This window comes from Variovorax sp. 350MFTsu5.1, from assembly GCF_048302515.1.
Lineage (GTDB): Bacteria > Pseudomonadota > Gammaproteobacteria > Burkholderiales > Burkholderiaceae_C > Variovorax > Variovorax guangxiensis.
In genome coordinates this window covers 1,971,046-1,989,314 of record NZ_CP157620.1, presented here as the reverse complement: position 1 = coordinate 1,989,314, position 18,269 = coordinate 1,971,046, and the positions used below count along the sequence as shown (strand labels likewise).

Below are 18,269 nucleotides of genomic sequence, written 5' to 3'. Positions count from 1 at the left end.
AACACCGTGGAACCGGCTTTGCCCGGCCACTGGTGTTGCCCCCGGCGAGGGGGTTGGCGAAGCGACACGAAGTGCCCGAAGCCTGGGGGTGAGCTCACTTTCCTCGCGCGAGGTCCATGACCATCCGCGTGCCGAGGTACAGGCGCGGCTCGATCGAATTGACCAGCACGTACTCCGCATCGGCCGAATGTGCGCCGAAGCCTTGCAGGCCGAAGCGCTCGACCACCGGCGCCTTGGTCTTCAGCGCCGCGAAGGCCGCGTCGGTGCCGCCGCCGGCGGCCTTGTCGTCGGCACCCAGCGGCAGGCCGAGTTCGTCCCTGTAGATCTGCTGTGCATGGCGGGCCATGGCGACCGAGGCTTCGGAGGACTCCAGCGGCGGACGGCGGCGCTCGAACTTCAGCTCGACCTTGGCTTCGGGAATGAGCTGCTTCTTCACACGCTCGTTCACCTGCTGCTCGATACGGTCGTAGTCGCTCACCTTCAGCACGCGCACGTCCGCCGCGGCGGTGGCGCTGGCCGGGATCACGTTGCGGTTGGTTCCCGACTTGGAGATGGTCCAGTTCATCTTCAGGCCCGTGGCGGGGTCGGACAGATCGCGCATCTGCAGGATCTGGTGCGAGAGCTCGTACAGCGCATTCACGCCCAGCTCGGGCGCCGAGCCCGCATGCGAGGCCTTGCCCGTGACGTTCAGCGTGACCGAGGCGATGCCCGCGGTGGCGAGCGAGAGCTTGTCTTCCTTGATGGAGGCGCCTTCGAAGGACAGCACCGCATCGTGCTCGCCGCCCATGCGCGTGATGAGGGAGCGCGCGCCGGGCGAGCTGATTTCCTCGTCGCCGTTGATGAGCACGGTCAGCGTACCGTATTCCTTGAACTTCATGGCCTGCAGTATCGACACGATGTGCGTGATGACGGCCACGCCCTGCTTGTCGTCGGCGATGCCCAGGCCGTAGGCCTTGTCGCCGTCGATGCGGAAAGGCTGCCTGTTGATCATGCCCACGGTGTAGACCGTGTCCATGTGCGCGATCAGCAGGATCTTCTTCTTGCCGGTGCCCTTGAAGGTGGCGCGCACCACGCGACCGATCTTCTCGGGCGTGTCCTCCATGCGGTAGGCGTCGGCGCTCGGGTCGATCAACTCGACCTCGCCGCCCAGCGCCTTGAACTTCGCGGCGATGAGATCGGAGATCTTCTCCAGGCCGTCGAGGTCGCGGCTGCCGGACTCGATGGAGACCAGCTCCTTCAGCGTGTCGAGCAGGGCCGGCTTTTCCTTGGCGGCAAGCGCGGCGATCTTCGCGTCGGGTGCCGCGAAGGCGCTGCCGAGGAAGGCGGCGCAGACTGCGGCAAGCAGGAATTTGCGGTGAGGGAATCGGTTCATGTTCTTGCGTTTCTTCCTTCTGTGGCTGACTGGTTGTCTCGTCCTTGTCCGTTCCCTGCTCTCTTCTTCTTGATGTTCTTTCTCAGTGCGCCTTGTCCCAGTTGGGACCGACGCCGATCTCGGCCAGCAGCGGCACCTTCAGCGATGCGACGCCGGCCATGATGCGCGGAATCTCGGTGCGCACCCACTCGACCTCGGCCTCGGGCACCTCGAACACCAGTTCGTCGTGCACCTGCATGATCATCCGGGTCGCGCGCTTTTCCTCGTCAAGCACGTTCTGTACCTTGACCATGCTGAGCTTGATGAGGTCGGCCGCCGTGCCCTGCATCGGCGCGTTGATGGCCGCGCGCTCGGCGCCGCCGCGGCGCGGGCCGTTGGGCGAGTTGATCTCGGGCAGGTACAGGCGCCGGCCGAACACGGTCTCGACGTAGCCCTGCTCCTTGGCCAGCGCCTTGGTCTCGTCCATGTAGGCCTTCACGCCCGGATAGCGCGCGAAGTAGCGCTCGATGTAGGAGGCCGCGGCCTTGTTCTCGATGCCGAGGTTCTTCGCGAGGCCGAAGCTGCTCATGCCGTAGATCAGGCCGAAGTTGATGACCTTGGCGTAGCGGCGCTGCTCGCTCGACACCTGGTCGGGCGTGGAGCCGAACACCTCGGCGGCCGTCGCGCGGTGCACGTCGATGCCTTCGGTGAAGGCGCGCAGCAGCGACTCGTCGCCGCTGATGTGGGCCATGATGCGCAACTCGATCTGCGAATAGTCGGCGCTGGCGATCACGCTGCCGGCCGGCGCCACGAAGGCCTCGCGCACGCGCCGGCCTTCGGGCGTGCGGATCGGGATGTTCTGCAGGTTCGGGTCGTTGCTGCTCAGCCGGCCGGTGACGGCCACGGCCTGCGCGTAGTGCGTGTGCACGCGTCCGGTGCGCGGGTTGGCGAGCTGGCCGAGCTTGTCGGTGTAGGTGCCCTTGAGCTTCGAGAGGCTGCGGTGCTCGAGGATCTTGGCCGGCAGCGGGTAGTCTTCGGCGAGCTTCTCCAGCACCTCTTCGTCGGTGCTCGGCGCGCCGCTCGGCGTCTTCTTGACCACGGGCAGGCCCAGCTTGGTGAAGAAGATCTCGCCGATCTGCTTGGGCGAGCCGAGGTTGAAGGGCTGGCCCGCGATCTCGTAGGCCTCCTGCTCCAGTTCCATGATGCGCGTGCCCAGCTCGTGGCTCTGAGTGGCCAGCGTGGGCGCGTCGATCAGCACGCCGTTGCGCTCGACGCGGTAGAGCGCCTCGCTCGAATCCATCTCGAGCTGGTAGATGAAGAGCAGCTTCTCGTCGGCCTGCAGGCGCGGCCAGAGCGTGTTGTGCACGTCCAGCGTCTGGTCGCTGTCCTCGCACGAGTATTCGGCGGCCTTGGCGATGTCGACCTGGCTGAACGGGATCTGGTGCGCGCCCTTGCCGCACAGGTCTTCGTAGGAGATGCCGCTGCGGCCCAGGTGGCGCTCGGCCAGGCTGGAAAGGCCGTGCGGCTTGTGCACTTCGAGCACGTAGCTCTGCAGCATGGTGTCGTGCGCGTAGCCCTGCACCTCGATGCCGTGGTTGGCGAACACATGCCGGTCGTACTTGATGTGCTGGCCGAGCTTCTTCTTCGCGCCGTTCTCCAGCCACGGCCGCAGCTTCGCGAGCACCTCGTCGAAGGGCAGCTGCTGCGGCGCGTCGGGGTAGTTGTGCATCAGCGGGATGTACGCGGCCTCGCCGGGCGTGACGCTGAAGCTGATGCCGACGATCTGCGCGACCATCTCGTCGAGCGAGGTGGTCTCGGTGTCGATGGCGGCGAGATCGGCCGCCTCGAGCTTCGCGAGCCAGGCGTCGAGCTGTTCCCAGGTCGTGATGGTCTCGTACTTCAGGTTGCTCGCGGGAGAGGCGGCCTCCAGCGCCTGCATTTCGGAGGGCTCGTCGAACAGGCCGCCCTGGTCGGTGTCGGCCTTGCCGGAAGCCGCCTTCTTCTTGAGGTTTTCCTCGATCAGCTCGGGCGGCACGGCCTGCGCCTCGAGCCCCTTGACCAGGCTCTTGAAGCCGAACTTCTCGTAGAACGGCTTCAGCTCGGCCGTCTGCGGCGCACCCACCGGCAGCCCTTCGAGCGAAGGCAGGCCCGTGACGTGGCCGTCGAGGTCGCAGTCGGTGCGGATGGTCACGAGGCGCCTGCTCAGCGGCAGCTGTTCCATGGCCTGGCGCAGGTTCTCGCCCGCGGCGCCCTTCACTTCGGCGGCGCGCTCCATCAGCGCGTCGAGCGAGCCGTATTCGAGCAGCCACTTGGCGGCCGTCTTGGGGCCGACCTTGGGAACGCCGGGCACGTTGTCGACCGAGTCGCCCACCAGCGTCTGGTAGTCGATCATCAGGCTGGGCGGCACGCCGAACTCGGCCGTGACGCCGGCCACGTCGCGCCGCTTGCCGTTCATCGTGTCGATGATGGTGATGTGCTCGTCGACCAGCTGGCTCAGGTCCTTGTCGCCGCTGGAGACGATGACTTCGACGCCCTGCGAGGAGGCGACCCGGGCGAGCGTGCCGATGACGTCGTCGGCCTCCACGTCGGGCACGCTGAGCACGGGCCAGCCGAGCAGCTTCACCACCTCGTGGATGGGTTCGATCTGGCTGCGCAGGTCGTCGGGCATCGGCGAGCGGTTGGCCTTGTACTCGGGGTACCAGTCGTCGCGGAAGGTCTTGCCGGGCGCGTCGAAGATGCAGGCGGCGTAGTCCGCGCGCACCTCGCGGCGCAGCGCGGTCATCATGTTGATCATTCCGCGGATGGCGCCGGTCGCCGGGCTCTTCGGGTCGCCAGGCACGGCCCGGAGGTCGGGCATGGCGTGGAAGGCGCGGTAGAGGTAGCTCGAGCCATCGACGAGCAGCAGCGTTTTCTTGTCGGTCATCGGGCCATTTTGCCGTGCCCGCAGCGGCGCCCGGAACCACGACGGCGCGAGGTGCCAACCGACGCTCCGGAAGCAGGCGCGCGCCTACAATGCGTGCATGCCTAGCTCCACACTCCTGGTCGCCCGCCGCATCCTGCTGGCGCTGGCCTTCGCAACCCCCTTTGCCGCCGTGCAGGCGCAACAGGCCGCGCCCGCCCCCGCGGCGGCTCCGGCCGAGGCGCTCCCAAATCAGGAGCAGGCGAAGGCCGAGGGCCGACGCAACCAGAAAGTGGAGAACATCCACACCGAGGACAGCGGCGCCTCGGTCGACGAGGTCCGCTACGGCGGCCGCACCCAGAGCATCAACGTCAAGCCCAAGTCGAACATGCCCGGCTACGAAGTGCTTCCGGCAGATGCCGCCACGGGTCGCCAGGGTTCGAGCGAAACAGGCGCCAACGGCCCCCGCGTCTGGAACGTGCTGAAGTTCTGACCGCAATGAGGTCTTCCGTTCTGGTTTTCGCGGCAGCAATGCGGCGCTGAGTACCTACCGCCATGGCAGTTTTTACCGAAGTCGGCTTCGGCGAGGCCGACGCGCTCGTCCAGAGCCTGGGCCTGGGCCCGCTGCGCGAGTTGCGCGGCATCGAGGGCGGCATCGAGAACACCAACTATTTCGCGACCACCGAGTCCGGCGAGTTCGTGCTGACGCTGTTCGAGCGCCTGAGCGCCGAGCAGCTGCCCTACTACCTTTGTCTGATGAAGCATCTGGCGGACGCAGGCCTGCCGGTGCCCGCGCCAGTCGCACTGCCCGAGCCCGAGCCCGAAGCCGCCGGCAAGCCCCGCAAGGGCCAGCCGCCGGTGCCCCCCGAGGATTCGTGCGACCTGCTGCACCTCGTGGCCGGAAAGCCTGCTGCCGTTGTGCAGAAGCTCTCGGGCCGCAGCGAGCTGGCGCCAACCGCCGCGCACTGCACCGAGCTGGGCTCGATGCTGGCGCGCATGCATCTCGCGGGGCGCGACTACCCCCGCATCCAGCCAAACCTGCGCGGCCTGCCCTGGTGGAACGAGACGGTGCCGGTGGTGCTGCCATACATCGAGGAGCACCAGGCCGCCCTGCTGCGCGCAGAGCTGGCCTACCAGAACCACGTCGCCGAGTCGTCGGCCTATGCGGCGCTGCCGCGCGGTCCGGTGCACGCCGACATGTTCCGCGACAACGTGATGTTCGCGACCGACGGCGAGCCCGGCGCCGCCCCGCGCCTGACCGGCGTGTTCGACTTCTATTTCGCCGGCACCGACACCTGGCTGTTCGACCTGGCCGTGTGCCTGAACGACTGGGCCATCGACCTGTCCACCGGCCGCCACGACCCCGAGCGCGCTGACGCGCTGCTCTCGGCCTACGAGTCCGTGCGCGCGCTGAATGCAGCCGAGCGCGCCCTGCTGCCCGCGATGCTGCGCGCGGCGGCGCTGCGCTTCTGGATCTCGCGTCTGTGGGACTTCCATCTGCCGCGCGAGGCGAGCATGCTCAAGCCCCATGACCCCACGCACTTCGAGCGCGTGCTGCGCGAGCGCGCCACACATCCGCACGCCATGGCGCAGGCCCTCGAGCCGCTGCTGGCTGCCTGACCTTCACACATGAAACTCAACCTCGTGCCGGCGCGAACCGGCGTGGAATGGGTCCGCCTCGGACTCCGGAACTTCTGGCGGCAACCACTGGCCTTCGTGTCGCTGTTCATGCTGTTCATGGCGCTGATCTCGACGATCTCGCAACTGCCTGTGATCGGCAGGTTCCTTCCGTTCGTGCTGCTGCCCTTCTCCACGCTGGGCTTCATGGTCGCGGCTTCGGTGGCCGACGCCTCGGCGAACGACAAGGCCGCGGCGGATGACGGCACGGCCGGCCCAAGGAGGCCGACCGGCGCGCTCATGTTCCTGTCGGTGGCACAGGCCATGCGGGCCGAATGGCGCTCGCTGGCAGTGCTGGGCGTGATCTCGGCTGTGTATTGCCTGCTGACGGTGTTCGTGACCGCGGTCGTCGATGGCGGCCAGTTCATGCGCAGCTATTTCGCCGGGGAGGCTCCAGCCAAGGAAGTCATGGAGAGCAGCCGGTTCCAGGTGGCCAACCTGCTGCAGATGTGCCTGACGCTGCCGCTGATCGCCGCCATCTGGCATGCGCCTGCGCTGGTCCACTGGCACCGGGTGGAGCCGGTGAAGAGCATCTTCTTCAGCCTGGTCGCGATGTTCCGCAACTTCGGCGCCTATGCGCTGTACTGGCTGGCGTGGTGCGGCGTGCTGCTGCTCGGCCTGCTGGCGGCGGCGCTGGTCGGCACCATCGTGATCGGCGTGGGCTCGCTGGGCTCCGGCAGCGGCGCGATGACGGCCGGCAACCTGCTGATGCTCGGCACGGTGCTGACGCTCGCGGCGATGACGCAGGCGTCGAACTGGTTCACCTTCCGCGACACCTTCTATCCCGACTGAGCGCCGCCGACGCGGCAGGCGCCCAGCGGGCGCCGGATCAGATCGGCGTGAGCTTGGCCACCGACAGCGCCAGCCACTTCACCCCATGACGCGCGAACTTGACCTGCGCGCGCGCATCGTCCCCGGTGCCCTCCAGCGCGGTCACCGTGCCTTCGCCGAACTTGTTGTGGAACACCTGCATGCCCGAGCGCAGGCCGTGCGACGGCGCGGCCTTCTGCGGCGGCACGGGCGGGCTGGAGAAGGTGTCCTTGTCGCGGCTTCCGCCTGAACTGCCGCCGTAGCCGCCACCGTATCCGCCAGAACCGCCGCGCGTGCTGCCGTAGCCGCCGCCATAGCCGAAGGCCGAGGGCGCGAAACCCTGGTTCTTGGGCGTGAGCCACTTGAGGGCGCCCTCGGGCAGTTCGTCGAAGAAGCGGCTCTTCACGTTGTAGCGAGTCTGGCCATGCAGCATGCGGGTCTGCGAGTGGCTGAGGTACAGGCGCTTGCGGGCGCGCGTGATCGCCACGTACATCAGCCGGCGCTCTTCCTCCAGCGCCTCGAAGTCGCTCATCGAGTTCTCGTGCGGGAACAGGCCCTCTTCCATGCCGGTGATGAACACGCAGTCGAACTCGAGGCCCTTGGCGGCGTGCACGGTCATGAGCTGCACCGCGTCTTGGCCCGCCTGCGCCTGGTTGTCGCCCGACTCGAGCGCGGCGTGCGTGAGGAAGGCGGCCAGCGGGCTCAGCGTTTCGCCGGTTTCGGCGTCGGGCGCGAGCGGCTCGTCGAGCACCGGACGGTTCGGGTCCAGGCCCTGGCTCGCGGGCGACTGGCGCAGTTCGTCGACCGGCAGCGCCACAGCGTCGCGGCCGAAGCCTTCCTGCGTGACGAAGCTTTCGGCCGCGTTCACCAGTTCGTCCAGGTTCTCGATGCGGTCGGCGCCTTCGCGGTCGGCCCTGTAGTGCTCCACCAACCCGCTGTGGTCGAGCACCAGTTCGATGATCTCGCGCAGGCTCGCGCCCTGGGTCTGCTCGCGCAGCACGTCGATCTTGGCGACGAAACCGGTGAGGTTGGCGCCGGCCTTGCCGCCGACCACGCTCACCGCGTCGTGCAGCGAACGGTTGGCGGCACGCGCCGCGTCCTGCAGGGTTTCGAGCGTGCGCGCTCCGATGCCGCGCGGCGGGAAGTTGACGACGCGCAGGAAGCTGGTGTCGTCGTCCTTGTTCTCCAGCAGGCGCAGGTAAGCCAGTGCATGCTTGATTTCCGCGCGCTCGAAGAAGCGCAGCCCCCCGTACACGCGGTACGGCACCGAGGCATTGAAGAGCGCGGTTTCGATCACCCGACTCTGCGCGTTGCTGCGGTAGAGCACGGCCATTTCCTTGCGCTCATAGCCATCGCGCACCAGTTGGCGCATTTCCTCGACCATCCACTGCGCCTCGGCGAGGTCGGTGGGTGCCTCGTACACGCGCACGGGCTCGCCGGGGCCCTGGTCGGTGCGCAGGTTCTTGCCCAGTCGCTTCTTGTTGTGGCCGATGAGCTCGTTGGCGGAATCGAGGATGTTGCTGTAGCTGCGGTAGTTCTGCTCCAGCTTGATCTGGTGGCGCACGTCGAACTCGCGCACGAAGTCGGTCATGTTGCCCACGCGCGCGCCGCGAAAGGCGTAGATGCTCTGGTCGTCGTCGCCCACGGCGATCACGCTGTTGTGCTGGCCCGGCACGAATCGGCCCTCGACGGTGTTGCCGGCGAGCATCTTGATCCACGCGTACTGCAGGCGGTTGGTGTCCTGGAACTCGTCGATCAGGATGTGGCGGAAGCGCCGCTGGTAGTGCTCGCGCACAGGTTCGTTGTCACGCAGCAGTTCGTAGCTGCGCAGCATGAGTTCGCCGAAGTCGACCACGCCCTCGCGCTGGCACTGTTCTTCGTAGAGGCGGTAGAGCTCGACCTTCTTGCGGTCGTCGTCGTTGCGCACCTCGATGGCGTCGGGGCGCAGGCCGTCTTCCTTGGCACCGGCGATGAACCACTGGGTCTGCTTGGCGGGAAAGCGCTCGTCGTCGACGTTGAACTGCTTCATCAGGCGCTTGATGGCCGAGAGCTGGTCCTGCGTGTCGAGGATCTGGAAGGTGGAAGGCAGGTTGGCCAGCTTCCAGTGCGCGCGCAACAGGCGGTTGCACAGGCCGTGGAAGGTGCCGATCCACATGCCGCGCACGTTGACGGGCAGCATCGCCGTCAGGCGCGTCATCATTTCCTTGGCGGCCTTGTTGGTGAAGGTCACGGCAAGGATGCCGCCTGCGGAGACCTGGCCGGTCTGCAGCAGCCAGGCGATGCGGGTGGTGAGCACGCGCGTCTTGCCGGAGCCGGCGCCTGCGAGGATGAGAGCGTTGCCTTCGGGCAACGTGACCGCGGCGAGCTGCTCCGCGTTCAGGTTCTGCAGCAGCGGCAGCGCTGGGGGGTTGGCGTCGGCCGCGGGATCGTTAAACAACATCCCCCAATTGTAGAAACCACGGCGTATGCGGGTTATATGAAGAGGCGGAAGACCCGGCTTCGCGAGTCCGCGTAAAATCAATCACCGGGCCCAAGTTTCTTGCGCCCGGTTTTTTGTGGGCGTTTCCTTTGCGAAACGTACTGCAGGAGCCGGCCGGACCAAGCGCTCATTCGTTTCTTTCAACGATTCTCTTCAGGAGCCTGGTCATGCAGATTTTCGACTACGACAACATCCTCCTCCTCCCGCGCAAGTGCCGCGTGGAGAGCCGTTCCGAGTGCGACACCAGCGTCACGCTGGGCGAGCGCTGCTTCCGCCTGCCGGTGGTTCCCGCCAACATGAAGACGGTGGTCGACGAGTCGATCTGCCTGTGGCTGGCGCAGAACGGCTATTTCTATGTGATGCACCGCTTCGACCTCGACAACGTCAAGTTCGTCAAGGACATGCAGGGCAAGGGCGTATTCGCCTCGATCTCGCTGGGCGTGAAGAAGGCCGACTACGACACCGTCGACCAGCTGGTGGCCCAGGGCCTCGTGCCCGAGTACGTCACGATCGACATCGCCCACGGCCACGCCGACAGCGTGAAGAACATGATCGGCTACCTCAAGCAGAAGCTGCCGAAGACCTTCGTGATCGCAGGCAACGTCGGCACGCCCGAGGCCGTGATCGACCTCGAGAACTGGGGCGCCGACGCGACCAAGGTCGGCATCGGCCCGGGCAAGGTCTGCATCACCAAGCTCAAGACCGGCTTCGGCACGGGTGGCTGGCAGCTGTCGGCGCTGAAGTGGTGCGCCCGCGTGGCGACCAAGCCGATCATTGCCGACGGCGGCATCCGCGACCACGGCGACATCGCCAAGAGCGTGCGCTTCGGCGCGTCGATGGTCATGATCGGCTCGCTGTTCGCGGGGCACGAGGAGTCGCCGGGCAAGACCGTCGAGGTCGAGGGCAAGCTCTTCAAGGAGTACTACGGCTCGGCCAGCGACTTCAACAAGGGCGAGTACAAGCACGTCGAGGGCAAGCGCATCCTCGAACCCGTCAAGGGCAAGCTGGCCGACACGCTGATCGAGATGGAGCAAGACGTGCAGAGCTCGATCAGCTACGCGGGCGGCCGCGCGCTGATGGACATCCGCAAGGTCAACTACGTGACGCTCGGCGGCGATAACGCTGGCGAACACCTGCTGATGTAACTAGCTTCCTCGGGTTTCAGGCTTCCAGGAGCTGCACCGCATGCCGGTGCAGCGCATGCGCCGGATCGGCGAGCGCGTCCACCACATCGAAATGGTTGAGCCCTGGGAGCACCTCGCACACCGGCACGGTGTTGCGGCCCCACGCATCGCGGATCATCGCGTTGTGGCGAATGAACTCCTCGCTCTCGGCGCCGCCGGCCACTGCGTAGAGCTGGCCGCGCTTCGGCGCAGGCCATAAGGCGGGACTTGCGCGCAGCACGTCGGCATCGGTCAGCTTGAGCGTGTTCTCGAGGAACGGCGTGCGCTGCAGCGGACGAAGATCGTAGAGGCCCGAGATCGACAGCGCGTTGCGCACCAGGTGCGCGGGCAGGTCGGGCGCCACCGCTTTCCAGTCGCAGGCCAGCAAGGCTGCCGCCATGTGGCCGCCGGCCGAGTGGCCCGCGACCGTGATCCGCTTTGGATCGCCGCCGTGGGCCGCGACGTGGCGCCACGTCCATTCGAGCGCACGCACCATCTGCAGCATGATGCCGGGCACCGTGACCGGCTGCTCCGATGTGCCGGGGCAGAGCGCATAGTTGGGCTGCACCACGCAGATGCCGCGGTCGTTGAAGGCCGGAGCAATGAAGGAATGGTCTTTCTTGTCCATCGCACGCCAGTAGCCGCCGTGAATGAAGACCAGCACCGGCGCATCGGGCACCGGCGCAGGAAAGATGTCGAGCGTCTCGTTCACGCCCTGGCCGTAGGGCAAATCGATGCGGGCAGGCAGAGTCTCGCGCGCCTCGGCGGATTCCCTGGCCCAGCGCTGGAAGTACGCGGGGTGGTCCTTGACCCGCGCGAGGTTGTTGTACATGCCTTCCAGCCAGGCGGGATCGAACAAGGCCATGAGGTCTTTGCTCCGTGTTTTGCGAGGCGCGCATCTTGGCACGGCGACATGCGCCAAAACGGCGGTTTTGGTTAAAATTCGCCCTGCGTTGGGGGGGTAGCTCAGCTGGGAGAGCGCCGCGTTCGCAATGCGGAGGTCGGGAGTTCGATCCTCCTCCTCTCCACCAACCGACACGGAAAAGGCCTTGGCATCCGCCAGGGCCTTTTCTTTTTTGCTCAGGTATCGAGCGTCAGGTGCTGCCCGTGCAGCGCAGCCGCAGCCGGCGACGCGAGGAATGCGATGGTCTGTGCGGCAACCGACGTCGACACCCAGTCGGCAGGATTCGCATCGGGCATCGCCTGCCGGTTTGCGGGTGTGTCGAGCACGCTCGGCGCCACGCTGTTGATGTTGACGCCATGCGGCGCAGCCTCGGCCGCCATGGCTTCCACCAGCCGCTGCAGTGCGCTCTTCGATGCGATGTACGCAGCCATCGCCGGCACGCCGCGCACCGCGACCTTCGCGGTGACGGCGATCACGTTGCCGGCACGCCGCTCGATCATCGAAGGCAGCACCGCCTGCGTCACCGCGACGAAGGACCAGGCGTTGAGATTCATCATCCGGTCCCAGCTCGCACGCGTGAGCGCATGCGTCGCCTCGCCCATCTCGAAGCCGCCGGCGATGTGCACCACCGTGTCGATGCGGCCGAAGGACTTCAGCGTCTGCTCCGCAAGAGCCGCCATCTCGGTAGTGGAAGTCACATCGCCCGACAGGAGCAGGTGCTGCGAGTTGCCGAGCCCCGGGAACACTTCGGCCAGACGACCCGCATGATGGTCGACCAACGCAAGGCGCGCGCCCTGATCGATGAAGTGCTGGGCCACCGCGCGCCCCAGTGCGCCTGCGGCGCCGGTGATCAAGATATGTGGCGTGGTGCTGGCGTCGCTCATCGAAGTTCTCCTGGTTGAGGGCCTCTGCCCCGTAGTCGATGACGAATCCTAACGCCGCAAGTCACAAATTTTTTGGACAAGCTCGATTTCTGGGATATACTCGTGGTCTTGCCAGAAAACACTAAACGTTTTCAAAGCAAGGGCTCTTAGCTCAGTTGGTAGAGCAGCGGACTCTTAATCCGTAGGTCGAGTGTTCGAGTCACTCAGGGCCCACCACCAACACTAGGAACTGCGCGGTTCTCGCGCTATTTCCATGAGAGCACTGTTCCGCAATCGCAGAACGTGTTCCGCAAACAGAGAAACCTCCCGTCGAAAGACTGGGAGGTTTTTTCTTTTCCGCGTCGCTCCTTTGGTCCCGGCGCTAGCCGCAACAATTCGGACTGCGGGTCGTTCCCTGCCATGCAGTCTTCGGGCGGCTTTTTCATGGGCGACGGCAGCAAGGTCGTCACCTGATATTTTTGCTAGTTGTCCCACCGAACATGGCTGCGACCTCAACAATGGAGCACCGATATGCCTTATCTAGAGTTAGGCGGTTCGTTCCGACTCGATGGCTACTTCGTCGTCGTCACGACTGGCCAACGCGGGGGCGCAGTGGTCCTGGCGGGAGTTTGAGCAGGATGTGGAATACGGGGAGCAATACATTCCCTGACCGAAGCCAGAGCCGGGTTTTGCGACGGCGCCAGCGACACATAACCGGCAACGGCGCCGAGGCGGCGCTGCAGTGAAGCCGGCCGCCAGCTACTGCTGTGCGCCGTGGCGAAAATGCCGACCCGTCGAACTGCCCTACCATCGGCGCTGTAACGAAGTAAAAAGATGCTCTCTCAACACTCCCCGTTCCGCCAAATTGCACGCGTCTATGCGGCCGTCCTGTCGATGGCTGAATCCTTGGGCAAGATCAGCCAGCAAGCTGCTGTCCCTACCCCAGTTCCGCCGCCGCCAACCGTAGCCATTGACTCTCCGGCCGTGCGCCAACAGCTCGATGCGAACTCGCGCGACCTCGCAAGCATGGCCGCGCGCGTGGAGCGCCTTGAAACGCTGGTGGGTCATCTGCGCACACAACTCGCTAGCGACCCAAGTCGCCCTTTCCTGATCAAGAGCCGGGTGCAGGGCATGGACCCCTTCCCGTTCGAAATCCATCGCTCTGGCGATGCCTATATTTCCACGCAACTGGAGCAAACGGGCAGTTGGGAGCCACTGGAAACGGAAGTGGTGCGCCGGCTCTGCCGCGAAGGCGACTATGTGCTCGACATCGGCGGGAACATCGGCTGGTACAGCGTAGTTGCAGCCAAGACTATTGGGCGCAACGGCCGCATCATGACCTTCGAGCCTGATCCCGATAACTTCAAGATCCTCTCGCGGAATATGGAGATGATCCAAGGTGCGGAGATTTTTCCGAGGCATGCCGCGGTCAGCGACTCGGAAGGCACACTGAAACTTTATATCGATCCGGAGAACCGCGGTGACCACAGGATCTTCGACGATGGGACCGAGCGTCCATATATCAGCGTAAGCACCTCGACTCTTGACGCCATACTGGCTGACGAACCGCGGCTACCAAACGTAGTCAAGTCCGACACCCAAGGCTCCGAGGCGCGAATTCTTCGCGGCGCGCGTGCGACCTTTGCTCGCGGCTGGAGGCCTGTGCTCGTTATGGAGTTCTGGCCCTTCGGATTGACCGGCTCAGGCGACGACCCCGTGGCACTGTGGAACGACCTGGTCGGCCTGGGATATCAGATGTTCGAACTCACGGAGGAACAGCCCAAGATGCACACGCTTACGGAGCAGCGAGTGCGCGATGGCCTGAACAGCAGCATGTCACCAGCGTCACAGGGCTTCATCAACATCGTGGCGATTCCGCAAGGCAGCGACAGGCTCGCGTCCATCCAAGATTTGATCGCCCGTTGACCCATGCTCAAGTCGCTTACCCCGTTTCGCCAGTTGGCCCGCCTCTATGGTTCGGTACTGTCAGCAACAGCCGCCCTGAATCGGCAACAGGACACGTTGACGCAGCTTCAGCAAGTAGTTCTGCAGTCTCGTGTCGAAGCCCGCGGTGCCAACTCGGATGCAACTATGCTGTCGGCACAGATAGCCGACCGTCTTGCTGATATTGCCAAGAGACTCAACACCGTTGCGGCACCGCTCCATATCGAGGGAAATCGCAACATCGGCCACACTTGGCAGGATTCAGCGCAGTTGCTTGCGAGCCTTCGATCAGAACTTGCGCGCACGATGCCCGACAACATTGCGCTGCAGGGATGGAACAGCTATGCCCAATGCGATGAGGACGGAATCATCCGCGCCTGTCTGGAGCGAATCAAAGGCCGGACCGAGATGTCGGGAACGTTCATCGAGATTGGGTGCGGCAATGGTCTTGAGAACAACACACACCAGTTGCTACTGGATGGATATCGTGGGGGCTGGCTAGACGGCAATCCACGCAACATCGCCTTCATCGCGGAACAGCTTGGTAGCCTCAAGAGCGATCATCTTCTTGTCACCGAGGCTTTTGTGGCGAAAGAAACCGTCAGGCCATTGGTTGCGCAGTTCCGCGAACACCTTGGCACCGCTGACATCGATTTCTTTTCGTTCGATCTCGATGGCAATGACTTACACCTGATGCCTCTCGCGCTCCAGGAGATCGCCCCCAAGATCATCTGCGTTGAATACAACGGCAAGTTCCCGCCTCCGACAAATTTGGCGATGGCATACGTCGGCGACCATCAATGGGCAGAGGACGACTACTACGGTGCAACACTGCAGGCGTGGGTCAATCTCTTCCAGGGAAAGTACACTTTGGTGAGTTGCAATTTGAGCGGCGTGAACGCCTTTTTTGTCAGGGACGATCTGGTCGAGTCGTTCAAGATTTATCCCGTAGATCAGCTGTATCAGCCGTGCCGTTACTGGCTCGTTGGGAACAATGGCCATCGCGCAAGCATGAAATGGCTCAAGCAAAAATTAGCGCCTCTGCAGTAGTGAACTCCAAGGCGCGAAGGCTCTCAATCAAGAGCATCCTTATTGAGAACTAAGGGTCACCAAGCGCCCATGTAGATCTGAATCAGGTCGGCAGGTACCAACCTCGCCGCTCCCCGAAAAGGGAGGCTCCGCCGCTTAGGGAGGCTGACAGCGTCAGCGATTCACCCGGAAATGAGCCCATTCCTCCGCCCAATACGTCGCTGGCAGATGGTCGTAAACGGCCGCTTTAAGAGAGAAAAAGGCGTAATCCGAATTCGTCCTCAAATCGACCGTGGCCATCCAAGATTTTTCGGCCTGAACGGTATTGAGAAAAGCCACCCCACCCGACGAAGTTCCCCATGAGCTGACCTCGGAGGATCGAACAGTGATGGTGTCTCCATTCTTCACGTCGATATATTTGACGACACCATCCAAACTGGGCTGAAACGGTACAAGTACACCGTTCACCTCCACTGAAACATCAAAGGGCGGGACTACGGTGATGTCGTAAGGGATGAGAACGGGAGGCGTGCTTGTCGGGTACGCACGAGAACTGGTGTATGGAAGCACCTCAACTCTCAGCGCACCAATGTATGTACCCCTAGTGAGCTTTTGTGTATTGATCGGCAGGCCCTGAATTGCACGGAATTTGCCCGGCCCGTTCGGCCATAAAAGCACATATCTGCTGCCATTTGAATCGGCAACGATATGGGCCTCGTTGTCTGCGACCCAAGGGGACGCTCCATACGGAAGCTTGCTTCTTACCGTTATCGCAGCGTCAACAGCAAATGTGGGGGTTTGGCGCTCAAAGAACTTGACGCTTATGGGTGCAGACTCAACTGATGCATCAAATTCAATGATCGGCAGCCCGGCGGCACTGCCGGCCAGCTCAAGAAGTTCTGCCCGCCCTTGCTCCCCTTGACCAAGTGCTGCGGCGACCCCTCCAGTCGAATCGGCCTGCACCGCCGTGAGAGCCTGCACTGCGCCTAGGTCTTCCGTCTTGGAGTTGGCACCCTGCACCAACCCGGGCGCTTGCGTCGAGGCCGAAGCCTGAGCACCTGCAAGCCCTGAACTCTCACCATCTCCACCTCCGCCACAAGACACGAGCGCCATAGCCATCATTGCTACAGCGACCCCCGCCGGCATTCTTTTCATTTTTTAGTCCTGCGCCAGCTCTCCGGGCCAGCGAACGCGAAAGATCATAAGCCTGAAGTTCGCCTAACAGGTCGGGCGCGCGTCGCGCCAAGACAAAGGGGCGGCAGCGAGGGCCACCGGATTTCCACAGCTACTGGTCCATCCGCCGTCGATCATTCCTTACGGTGCGAAGCAGAAGCTGCACTTCGTTGTCTCTCCCTTCAACAACGATCGACGACCTGAACGCCAGCGCGGTGCAAGCATGAGTGCCGTACTCGACAGGCCGCGCGCCAAGGCAAAGCCGAAGGCCGAGAAGAGCCCTCTTCAGGCCCGGCTGGACAAGATCTTCACCAACCTCAAGCTCGGCCAAGAGAAGCTGCAGCTCGCCCACCATTCCGTGGCGCTGACGGATCCGGGCGACGCACCCGAGATACTTCTGCGAGCGGTGATCGAAGACATGCTGCCGCCGGCCATCGCGCCGATGTACCGCCAGCCCCTGACTCGGGCTGATGTGGACGCAGCCTACACCGGCATGTTCACGTCGCTGGCGGCGATCGATGGTGTGATCGCCCTGTCGCTCGGACAGGTCATCGAGGACACGCTGCGCGATGCGTGGTCGCTGCTCGACGAAGCGAACAGCCTGATGGACTTCACCGACATAAAGGACGCGCTTCCCGAGGCTGAAGCCGCGCCTCAGCAATCGAGAACCGAGACGAACTCCGCGCCTGCGCCCGAGACTGCTGCGGCATCGTTCGAAGCTCTCAACATCTATGAGGGCCCCTACTTCATGGTGGGCGAGGTCATCGGGATCATCGAGTCTCGACTCTCAGACATCGGAACCGACCTGCTCTACGGCGCTAAGACCTGCGCCGCCAGGGCAAGACCCAGGCGAAGCTACGGATCGTGGTGGAGAATGCGCTGGAAGAACTCATCGAGGAGATCCGCGTGTTCAAGGCGGCCAGGCCGAAGCAGTCGGCCCCGCTGCTGGTGAACGAGCGCGGCGCCCCGATGACGGCGGCGATGCTGCGCAAGCGCTTCGACAAGGCCAGGAAAAGTGCCGGCATCGACATCACCACGTTCCAGTTTCGTGACCTGCGCGCGAAGGCGGCCACGGACACCGACGAGTCGGCCGGCATCAAGGATGCGCAGACCCTGCTGGGGCACTCGACCGAGGCGATGACTTCGAAGTACATCCGCCACAAGGTCGGCAAGAAGGTGCGGATCGCGGCCTCGAAGAAGGAGCCAAAATAGGCACGGGATTTGTTCCGCAATTTCCAAGACACCCGCATGGATGCTGGGTTTCGAGACCCCTCATTTTTCCGGTTGCGGAACAAAATCCGAAGGTAAGTTGTTGATTCTTCTCAGGTTTCCCTTGGACTCTTAATCCGTAGGTCGAGTGTTCGAGTCACTCAGGGCCCACCACCAACACCAAAATAGCGCGGTCTCCGCGCTATTTTTTCGTCAAAGCCTCCTCAAGATCTTCCCTGAGGAGGCTTTTTCTTTGCTGGCTCGCGCCCGATCACGAACCAGAGCTGGAAGCGGCGCCCTTCCGCGCAACCCAGTCGTCGACGCAGCGCTCCAGCAGATCCTGTCGCTCGCCCACCTCCGCCGCCAGGTATTGGCGGGCATGCGCCTGCGCCAGTTCGCTCGACAGGAACCACTGCTCGCGATCCGGGCTCCCTTGCGCCGGCGGCGCTCCCCATGCGGCAGTGCCCAGAAAGGCCTCGGTGACAGGCAATCGCCCATCGGTCTTGCCAAGCTCCGACAACGCATCGCGTGCGCCGCCAAGAACAATGCGCACCTGCACGACCTCGTCGTCCGCCTCGATCAGCGCACCGAGGCCGCCAGCCTGATGCACCTGCCAGAGCTGTGCTGCAGAAGCATTGCGAACCCAGCTCTCCAGCGCACGCGTCAAACTTTCGAGGATGATTTTCTTGTTCATAAGGGAATATTTCACGATTTACTCCTTCAGCTACAAGCAGCTTGCCCCAAAGCTGCAAACGGCGCCCATCTGGC

General features: G+C 64.0%; 15 protein-coding genes and 2 tRNA genes. 10 read left to right on the top strand and 7 right to left on the bottom strand.

Annotated elements, in window-relative coordinates; all coding sequences use genetic code 11:
* Positions 1–94: 94 nt before the first annotated feature.
* Together ABL843_RS08785 and polA are read right to left on the bottom strand one after the other, a co-directional pair.
* Positions 95–1,372 (bottom strand): M20/M25/M40 family metallo-hydrolase, encoded by a 1,278-nt coding sequence (locus ABL843_RS08785; RefSeq protein WP_418119599.1) that lies wholly within the window; start codon positions 1,370–1,372, stop codon positions 95–97.
* A gap of 82 nt (positions 1,373–1,454) precedes the next feature.
* Positions 1,455–4,274 carry a DNA polymerase I gene (gene polA, locus ABL843_RS08780; protein ID WP_418119598.1) on the bottom strand — a complete coding sequence of 940 codons (2,820 nt, stop codon included), beginning with the start codon at positions 4,272–4,274 and terminating at the stop codon, positions 1,455–1,457.
* A gap of 97 nt (positions 4,275–4,371) precedes the next feature.
* Here polA and ABL843_RS08775 point away from each other — a divergent pair, with 97 nt between their 5' ends.
* The 3 genes from ABL843_RS08775 to ABL843_RS08765 all read left to right on the top strand — a co-directional run bounded on the left by ABL843_RS08775 (position 4,372) and on the right by ABL843_RS08765 (position 6,719).
* Positions 4,372–4,743, top strand: a complete 372-nt coding sequence (locus ABL843_RS08775; protein ID WP_126022840.1) for a hypothetical protein — start codon at positions 4,372–4,374, stop codon at positions 4,741–4,743.
* A gap of 62 nt (positions 4,744–4,805) precedes the next feature.
* Positions 4,806–5,870: a homoserine kinase gene (locus ABL843_RS08770; protein WP_418119597.1), complete on the top strand. Its 1,065-nt coding sequence runs from the start codon at positions 4,806–4,808 to the stop codon at positions 5,868–5,870.
* Between the two features lie 9 nt (positions 5,871–5,879).
* Positions 5,880–6,719 (top strand): BPSS1780 family membrane protein, encoded by an 840-nt coding sequence (locus ABL843_RS08765; RefSeq protein ID WP_126022838.1) that lies wholly within the window; start codon positions 5,880–5,882, stop codon positions 6,717–6,719.
* A gap of 37 nt (positions 6,720–6,756) precedes the next feature.
* On the opposite strand, the gene ABL843_RS08760 is transcribed toward ABL843_RS08765, so the two are convergent.
* Positions 6,757–9,177, bottom strand: coding sequence for a UvrD-helicase domain-containing protein (locus tag ABL843_RS08760; RefSeq protein ID WP_369659085.1), 2,421 nt, complete (start codon positions 9,175–9,177; stop codon positions 6,757–6,759).
* A 206-nt stretch (positions 9,178–9,383) separates the two neighbouring features.
* Here ABL843_RS08760 and ABL843_RS08755 point away from each other — a divergent pair, with 206 nt between their 5' ends.
* Positions 9,384–10,361, top strand: coding sequence for a GMP reductase (locus ABL843_RS08755; RefSeq protein ID WP_418119596.1), 978 nt, complete (start codon positions 9,384–9,386; stop codon positions 10,359–10,361).
* 16 nt (positions 10,362–10,377) lie between these two features.
* Here the strand turns inward: ABL843_RS08755 and ABL843_RS08750 are convergent, their stop codons facing one another.
* Positions 10,378–11,244: an alpha/beta hydrolase gene (locus ABL843_RS08750; RefSeq protein WP_418119595.1), complete on the bottom strand. Its 867-nt coding sequence runs from the start codon at positions 11,242–11,244 to the stop codon at positions 10,378–10,380.
* Between the two features lie 90 nt (positions 11,245–11,334).
* Between ABL843_RS08750 and ABL843_RS08745 the strand changes: the two genes are divergently transcribed.
* Positions 11,335–11,410: transfer RNA gene (locus tag ABL843_RS08745), tRNA-Ala, on the top strand.
* A 49-nt stretch (positions 11,411–11,459) separates the two neighbouring features.
* Here the strand turns inward: ABL843_RS08745 and ABL843_RS08740 are convergent.
* Complete coding sequence (locus tag ABL843_RS08740; RefSeq protein ID WP_418119594.1) at positions 11,460–12,167, bottom strand: SDR family NAD(P)-dependent oxidoreductase; 708 nt, start codon at positions 12,165–12,167, stop codon at positions 11,460–11,462.
* Between the two features lie 140 nt (positions 12,168–12,307).
* Between ABL843_RS08740 and ABL843_RS08735 the strand changes: the two genes are divergently transcribed.
* The 3 genes from ABL843_RS08735 (at position 12,308) to ABL843_RS08725 (ending at position 15,140) form a co-directional block, all read left to right on the top strand.
* A tRNA-Lys gene (locus ABL843_RS08735) sits at positions 12,308–12,383 on the top strand.
* 597 nt (positions 12,384–12,980) lie between these two features.
* Entirely contained in the window at positions 12,981–14,072 is a 1,092-nt protein-coding gene (locus ABL843_RS08730) for an FkbM family methyltransferase (protein WP_418119593.1), read from the top strand.
* A 3-nt stretch (positions 14,073–14,075) separates the two neighbouring features.
* The gene (locus tag ABL843_RS08725) at positions 14,076–15,140 is read left to right on the top strand and encodes a hypothetical protein (protein WP_418119592.1); all 1,065 of its coding nucleotides are present in this window, start codon (positions 14,076–14,078) and stop codon (positions 15,138–15,140) included.
* Positions 15,141–15,293: 153 nt separating this feature from the next.
* Here ABL843_RS08725 and ABL843_RS08720 read toward each other — a convergent pair whose 3' ends face one another.
* The gene (locus tag ABL843_RS08720; protein ID WP_418119591.1) at positions 15,294–16,274 is read right to left on the bottom strand and encodes a hypothetical protein; all 981 of its coding nucleotides are present in this window, start codon (positions 16,272–16,274) and stop codon (positions 15,294–15,296) included.
* 241 nt (positions 16,275–16,515) lie between these two features.
* On the opposite strand from ABL843_RS08720, the gene ABL843_RS08715 reads away from it, so the two are divergent.
* Together ABL843_RS08715 and ABL843_RS08710 are read left to right on the top strand one after the other, a co-directional pair.
* Complete coding sequence (locus ABL843_RS08715) at positions 16,516–17,244, top strand: hypothetical protein (RefSeq protein ID WP_418119590.1); 729 nt, start codon at positions 16,516–16,518, stop codon at positions 17,242–17,244.
* A complete protein-coding gene (locus ABL843_RS08710) occupies positions 17,157–17,504 on the top strand; it encodes a tyrosine-type recombinase/integrase (RefSeq protein ID WP_418119589.1) in 348 nt (115 codons plus the stop codon). The genes ABL843_RS08715 and ABL843_RS08710 overlap by 88 nt, the downstream gene beginning before the upstream one ends.
* A 268-nt stretch (positions 17,505–17,772) precedes the next feature.
* Here the strand turns inward: ABL843_RS08710 and ABL843_RS08705 are convergent, their stop codons facing one another.
* Entirely contained in the window at positions 17,773–18,210 is a 438-nt protein-coding gene (locus ABL843_RS08705; protein ID WP_418119588.1) for a hypothetical protein, read from the bottom strand.
* Between the last annotated feature and the right edge of the window lie 59 nt (positions 18,211–18,269).